The sequence below is a fragment of the Methylorubrum sp. Q1 genome, from assembly GCF_004683995.1.
Classification (GTDB): Bacteria; Pseudomonadota; Alphaproteobacteria; order Rhizobiales; family Beijerinckiaceae; genus Methylobacterium.
The window spans coordinates 112,704-119,229 of record NZ_SRHQ01000001.1 but is presented as its reverse complement, the minus strand read 5'-3'; the positions used below and the strand labels follow the sequence as shown (position 1 = coordinate 119,229).

Annotated in this window: 5 protein-coding genes and 1 tRNA gene; 5 read left to right on the top strand and 1 reads right to left on the bottom strand. The window is 69.4% G+C overall.

Translation table 11 applies throughout. The features are described from left to right. Positions 1-357: 357 nt before the first annotated feature. From E4V01_RS00540 to E4V01_RS00525, 4 genes are all read left to right on the top strand, one after another. The gene (locus E4V01_RS00540) at positions 358-1,173 is read left to right on the top strand and encodes a 2OG-Fe(II) oxygenase (protein ID WP_135297039.1); all 816 of its coding nucleotides are present in this window, start codon (positions 358-360) and stop codon (positions 1,171-1,173) included. Between the two features lie 4 nt (positions 1,174-1,177). After that, positions 1,178-1,969, top strand: a complete 792-nt coding sequence (locus E4V01_RS00535; protein WP_135297038.1) for a class I SAM-dependent methyltransferase — start codon at positions 1,178-1,180, stop codon at positions 1,967-1,969. A 138-nt stretch (positions 1,970-2,107) separates the two neighbouring features. After that, positions 2,108-3,487: a B12-binding domain-containing radical SAM protein gene (locus E4V01_RS00530; RefSeq protein ID WP_135297037.1), complete on the top strand. Its 1,380-nt coding sequence runs from the start codon at positions 2,108-2,110 to the stop codon at positions 3,485-3,487. Then, the gene (locus tag E4V01_RS00525; RefSeq protein WP_135297036.1) at positions 3,484-4,797 is read left to right on the top strand and encodes a B12-binding domain-containing radical SAM protein; all 1,314 of its coding nucleotides are present in this window, start codon (positions 3,484-3,486) and stop codon (positions 4,795-4,797) included. The genes E4V01_RS00530 and E4V01_RS00525 overlap by 4 nt, the downstream gene beginning before the upstream one ends. Positions 4,798-4,803: 6 nt before the next feature. Here E4V01_RS00525 and E4V01_RS00520 read toward each other — a convergent pair whose 3' ends face one another. Further along, entirely contained in the window at positions 4,804-6,243 is a 1,440-nt protein-coding gene (locus tag E4V01_RS00520) for a multicopper oxidase family protein (protein WP_135297035.1), read from the bottom strand. A gap of 163 nt (positions 6,244-6,406) precedes the next feature. Here E4V01_RS00520 and E4V01_RS00515 point away from each other — a divergent pair. Next, a tRNA-Leu gene (locus E4V01_RS00515) sits at positions 6,407-6,491 on the top strand. Positions 6,492-6,526: the final 35 nt, after the last annotated feature.

Here is a 6,526-nt window from a genome sequence, read left to right as displayed (position 1 = left end):
TCGCGGCCCACAAGGCCGTCAGCGAAACCTCGAAGCCGCCGTCCGACTTTGATCGGGCGGCGGCTTCGATCATGGTCGCGGATGCAACGCGGACGGTTCGGCCACCGCGACCGCCGCCGAAACCGGTCTTAGGAGTGCCTTGCAAAACTCCCGATCACCGATCGTTTCCGTTCCGGGCATGGCGGCGCAGCGGGAGTTTTGTGAGAGACACCAGAGCGCATTCCGACGAAGTGGCCACCGGTTCGTCGAAAGAATGCGCGTCAAAACAATGCGCCAGAGACGCCCGCCTGATGCAATGGGGTCGGATACGGCTCTAAGGGTCGAGGAACGCCGGAATCCGGGCGAGGGGATGGGGCGATGCCGTTTCTGCAAACGATCTCGATCGACGCCGCCGAGGCCTCGGCCCATGCCGACGCGCTGACACGGCTGCGGGAGGATGCGCTTCAGGCCGTCGTCATCCGCAACGTCCTGACGCCCGCCGAATGCGCGTCGATCGTCGCGGACCTCGCGGCCAACCGGCAGGGCTTTCCCACGACCTCGTTCCCCGCGCCGTTCCGGTCGCATTTCTACGGGATGAACCTGAACCTCGCGGATCCGGATCTGCGCGCCTACTTCGACATGGCGCCCGGCTTCACGCGCAGCCTCGGGGAACTGATGGCGCCATGGGGCGGATTCGAGACCCGCATCCTCTCACTGCTCTCGCGCCTGGATGGCGATCGGCCCTACAGCCCACCCGCCCTGCATGACGGGCGGACATACATGGCCACGACCCTGCGCTCGCATCACGAGGGCGGCTACATCCCCCCGCATTTCGACAACGAGCAGAAGAATCGTCCGAGTTACCGCCACCTCGAAAGTGTGGTCCAGGGTGACATCTTCTCCTTCGTGCTGACCCTGTCCAAGGCCGAGCGCGGCGGGATGCTCGAAGTGTTCGACGCCAAGGCGGAGGCGTGGTCGGGCCGGTTCCAGAATCGCGATCGCCCGATAGAAAAGCCCGACCTCGCGCGGTTTGCTCGCCACGCCTTCGACGTCGAGGCGGGGACCATCGTGCTCCTGCGCTCGGGCCGCTTCCTCCATCAGGTCACGCCGGTGGAGGGCGCCCGCCTGCGCTGGACCGCCTGCTCCTTCATGGCCCGATCCCGCACCGGTGACGCCGTCCATTGCTGGGGTTAGGCGGGTGGCGCGGATTCCGGCCTATTTCGACGCGTTCCTCGCGGCGGTCGCGGAGGGTGCCGCGATCGATCATGTCCATCTCGGACACTGGGACGAGCCGGGGGCGATCGGTCCGGCCCGGGCGCGGGCGGGTTTCGCGCAGGCGCAGGAACGGTTGAGTGCGGCGCTCGTCGCGTGGCTCGACCTCGCACCGGGCCACAATGTGCTCGATGTCGGCTGCGGCTTCGGCGGGACCCTGCGGGCGATCCGGCGGAGCGATCCCAAGGTGGAGGTGATCGGGCTCAACCTCGATCCGCGCCAACTCGCGGTCGGACTTCGCCATGACGACCGGCCGCATAACGCCGCCTGGGTCGCGGGCGATGCCTGCCGCCTGCCTTTCGCGGAAGCCGCGTTCGATCGGCTCCTTTGCGTCGAAGCGGCGTTCCACTTCGCCTCCCGGCGCGCCTTCTTCGGCGAGGCGCACCGCGTCCTGACCCGAAAGGGCGTTCTCGTGATGAGCGACATCGTCCTCACCCGGCCACCGCTGCCGCCGGAGCGGGTCGCGCTGTTCGCGGACGGGCTCGAGGCCGCCTTCGGCCCCTGGCCCGACAAATGGGCGGGTCTCGACGCGATCCGCCGCGATGCGGAGGCCGCCGGCTTCACCCTGCGGGTGACCGACGCCACCGCGAACATCGAGCCGAGCTATCACACCATCGCCTCGGATCGACGCGGCCAGCCGACCGGGGGTGGCGTCCTGCGGGAACTGCACCGCCTCGGCTGCCTGCACTACCTCTATTGTCGCCTCGACAAACGATGACGCGGATCCGGCTGCCGCAGCCTCAAGACGATGAGAGGGCGCGACGCGTCGATTGGATCTCCCAAGTTCTGCTGAGGCCTTAAATTCGCTTCCCTCACGCCTGATCGCATCGGGCGTCCCTCCGGTCATCGCGAAACCATGCTTGAGCCGTCCTCCCCCACGCATCGGCGCATCGCCCTCGTCTGCATGACGCCGCGCCCCGATGCGCAGGAACTCGGCGAGCTGCTGCTGCCGAGCTACGGCATCCGGCGCATCCACGCGGCCTTGCTCGGCGATCCCGGTCTCGCCGACGCGTCCGTGCGGCTGTTCGACCGGCGCACCGCCGATATCGAGGCTTACGTCGCGGAGATTCTGGATTTCGAGCCCGATCTTGTCGGCTTCTCGATCTATGTCTGGTCGGCGCCGGCCATGATCGCGGTGGCGCGGGCCCTGCGCGCGCGCCGCCCCTCGCTCGCCATCGTCTTCGGCGGTCCCTCGGCGCGATCCGCCTTCTTCGATCTCGAACCCTACCGCCCGGCTCATGCCTATCTCGACGCCGTGGTCGAGGGCGACGGCGAGGAGATCATCTGCGAGATCGCGCGGCTGCCGCAGCGCGACCGGGCCGCGTGGGAGCGGGTGCGCGGGCTGACGCTGCCGACCGCAACCGGCTGGCTGCGGACCGAGCGGCGCCCGCCCATCGCCGCCCTCGACCGGATCGCCTCGCCCTATGCCCACGGGCTGATGCCCCAGGGTGGCGTGGCCTATCTCGAGAGCTTCCGCGGCTGTCCGCTCTCCTGCCGCTTCTGCGAGTGGGGCACGAAGGAGAACAGCAAGGCCTCTTTCTCGGCCGATTACATCGCTCGCGAGCTCGACGCCTTTCGCACCCTGGAGGCGCCGGCGGTGTTCCTGCTCGATGCCGGCCTCAACCTGAACATCGGCGCCTTCCGCAATCTTCGGCTCGCCAACCAGCGCTCGGGCTTCCTCAAGGAAACCCTGCTCTGGGCGGAGATCTATCCGTCGATCGTGCGCGACGAGCACCTCGCCTTCATCGAGGAGATCGGCACCGCCTATCTCGGCGTCGGGATGCAGTCGATGGACCCGGCGGTGCTGCGCCTGCACGACCGCCCCTCGGATTCGCCCCGCTTCGAGGCGGCGGTGCGGGCGCTGGCCCGCGTCACCAATATCGAGTTGCAGATCATCGCGGTTCTGCCCGGCGATACGCCGGAGGGCTTCTTCCGCACCCTGGATTACGCCCTGTCTCTGCCCGCGAGCGTCCGGGTCTATCACTGCCTCGTCCTGCCCGACGCGCTGCTGACCCGCAGCCGGCCCGAATGGAACGTCCGCTTCGACCCGCACACGCTGACGATGCGCTCCTGCGAGGGATGGAACGAGGACGCGGTGGCGCGCACCCGCGCGGAACTGCGCCGCCGGGCGCTCGCCGCCGGCGGCAAGGCTGGTGAGTTCTGGTGGGCGTTCCCGCGCCAGCCCGAGCGCGTCACCCAAGCCCGCGCCTCGTGGCGGCAGGCCGCCGCGCGATGAAAGCGGCCCGCTCCGGCCTGCACATCGCGCTGGTGGCGCAGTACCCGGAGCGCGATCCGGCGATGCCGAGCTTCGTGCCCAATCTCGGCCTGCGCATGGTCGAGGCCACCCTGCGCGCCGCCGCCCTTCCCGGCTTCGTCTGCCGGGTCTGGGATCTGACCGGTGGCGACCCCGAGCGGGTCGCCCGCGAGATCACCGCCTTTGACCCCGACATCGTCGGCTTCTCGGCCTATCTCTGGTCGCTGCCCTTCCTTTGCCGCGTCGCCGTGCTCATCAAGCAAGACGACCCCACGCGGCTCGTCGTCTTCGGCGGCCCCTCCGCGCGGCCGGTCATGTTCGCGCGTCCGCCGTTCTCGAAAGCGGCGGACGACATCGACGTCCTCGTCATCAACGAGGGCGAGGAGACCTTCCTCGAGATCGTCTCGCTTGAACAGCGCACGCCGGCCGCGCTCGGCACCCTGCGCGGCGTTGCCGTCCGGGACGGCGCGGGCTGGCGCGAGACCCCGGCACGCCCGCTCGCCAACCTCGACAGCCTCGCCTCACCCTACGCGCTGAACCTCGTGCAGCACGGCGGCCTCGGCGTGCTCCAGACTTACCGGGGCTGCCCCTTCACCTGCTCGTTCTGCGAGTGGGGCACGATGGAATCACCCAAACGCGTGCGCGCGGTCGATCATCTGACCCAGGAGTTCGAGGCCATCGCCGGCCACGATGTCTACGCGGCGCTCCTCGTCGATGCCGGGTTGAACCTCAACCGCAATGCCTTCCTCAATCTCCGGCGCGCTGCCGAGGAGAGCGGCTTCTTCGAGCGTCATGGGCTGATCTGCGAGGTCTATCCGGCGGCGGTGCGGCAGGAGCACCTCGATTTCCTCGCCACCGTCAGCAACGCCTATGTCGGCATCGGCCTGCAGAGCTTCGACAATGCGGTGCTGGCCCATGTCGATCGCACTTACGACGAACGGCGCTTCGACGAGACCTTCGCCAAGCTCGATGCGGTGGCGAGCCTCGCCGTGGAGATCATCCTGGGATTGCCCGGCGACAATCCCGAAACCTTTCGCCGCAACTTCGAGCGCGCCCGCCGGCTGCCCTGCGCGCTGCGAGTCTATCACTGCGTGGTGCTGCCCTCGGGCCTGATGGTGCGCTCTCCCCCCGAGCATCGCCTCGACTACGACCCGGTCTCCCTGAAGATGCTGTCCTGCACCGGCTGGAGCGAGGCCGCCCTCGCGGCGGAGTGCCGCTTCCTCACCCGGCAGGCCTCGCTCCAGGGCGGACGCTCGGGCGAGTTCTTCTGGACGTTTCCGCCGCCCCGGTGAGAACGTTCAACTCACCTCGAAGCTCGTCCACAGCCCGGTGTCGAACCGCTCCAGCACGGTCGCGCTGAGCAGCCAGCGGCCGGGATTGTCCGCGACGAAGGCGATCTGGGCGCTGCGCCCTTCCGGGATCTGCACGGTGTCGAGCCAGTAGGGCTCCCAGCCGTCATCGAGCTGATGCAGCAGGCGGAAGACGTGGCCGTGCAGGTGCAGGCTCTGGATGAAGCCGGTATCGTTGCGGATCGACAGCACCACGACCCCACCGCGCTTGACCGAGAACAGGGGCGCTGCCCCCGGCGCCCCGCTTGCGCCGTTGATCTGCCAGATCTTGGCGGGATCGCCGGAATAGGGCGTCTCGGCGCCGGGCTTCGTCTTGTCGGGCCGCACGCCGCCCGTCAGCACGAGTTCGCGGCGAAGCGCGCTTTGCAGCCGGATCTCGGCCGGCAGGCGCTTGTTCTCGGGGATCGAGCCGATCACGGCGCGGCCGGATTGCGCCACGGGCTCGCCGGAGGCGGTCAGCGTCGCCAGCGGCAGGCCTTGCCCGACCAGCGCGGTGATCGTGCCGGCCGGTCCCGCCTGCGCGGGGAGATCGAGGAGCAGGTCGTAGCGCGTGCCCGGCGCGAAGGGGAGCGTCGCCTTCAGCGGCTCGAAGGTGTCGGTCGGCTGCCCGTCCACCGCCGCGACATAAGCCTTCAGCCCGTCGAAGCGGATGCGCAGGCTACGCGCGTTGCAGGCATTGGCGAGCCGCAAGCGCAGGCGGCTGCCGGGCCGCGCGTCGAGTGCGAGCGGGATCGGCCGCCCGTTGAGCGTCACGACACTGCCGAGCCGCCCGGCCGCGGCGGCGAAGGCGACCTGCCCGAAGGGTTGGAGCGCGCCGGCCTCATCGAGCCGCCAATCCTGAACGAGCAGGGCAAGATCCCCGTCGACCGGGGGCGGGGAGGGCTCCTCGACGATCAGCATGCCGGCGATGCCCCGGCCCGACGGCTCGCTCGATCCGCCGACGACGAGCGGGCGGATCAGAAAGCTGCCGGCATCCGGGGGCGTGAAGTCGTAGGTGAAGCGCGCGCCCGGCTTGATCGGCTCCTGGGTGACGCCGCCGACGCCGTCCATGGCGTTGACGATCCGCACCCCGTGCCAGTGCAGCGAGAGCGGCTTGTCGGTCCCGTTCTCGACGCGCAGGCGGACCGCCTCGCCGAGCTTGATCCGCAGGATCGGTGCTTCCGCTTCGCCAAGACGCCATACGGCCGTCTCGGGCGCGGGCTCGGGCTTCAGGCGCAGCTTGGCCGGTGCCGCCTTGATGGATTTCGGCTCCGAGGGCGGGGCCTTTCCGGCCGGCGCTTGCGCCGAGGCCGTCCACGGCATCAGGGTGAGGGCGGCGCTGCCCGCGAGCAGATCGCGCCGTGAGAGCGATCCCGGCGCGGGCTGGGCCGTCGGGTCGGGATTTCGCATGGCGTCTCGCGTCGTCGTCCGGTCGGGCTCGCGTTGTAGACAGGCTTCGTCCGAGCCGCCACCGCACGCGGTGCCTCGCAAGTTTTTTGCTGCGGGCTCGGGTGCGCGTGCTATAGACGCGCGCTTCGACGGCCCGGTATCCGGGCTCGTGTCGATGGCGCTCGCGGGCGTGGCGGAACTGGTAGACGCGCTGGATTTAGGTTCCAGTGTCGCAAGACGTGGGGGTTCGAGCCCCTCCGCCCGCACCATGTCCGTATCGGCGTCAGGAACCCGAGCGGTTCCC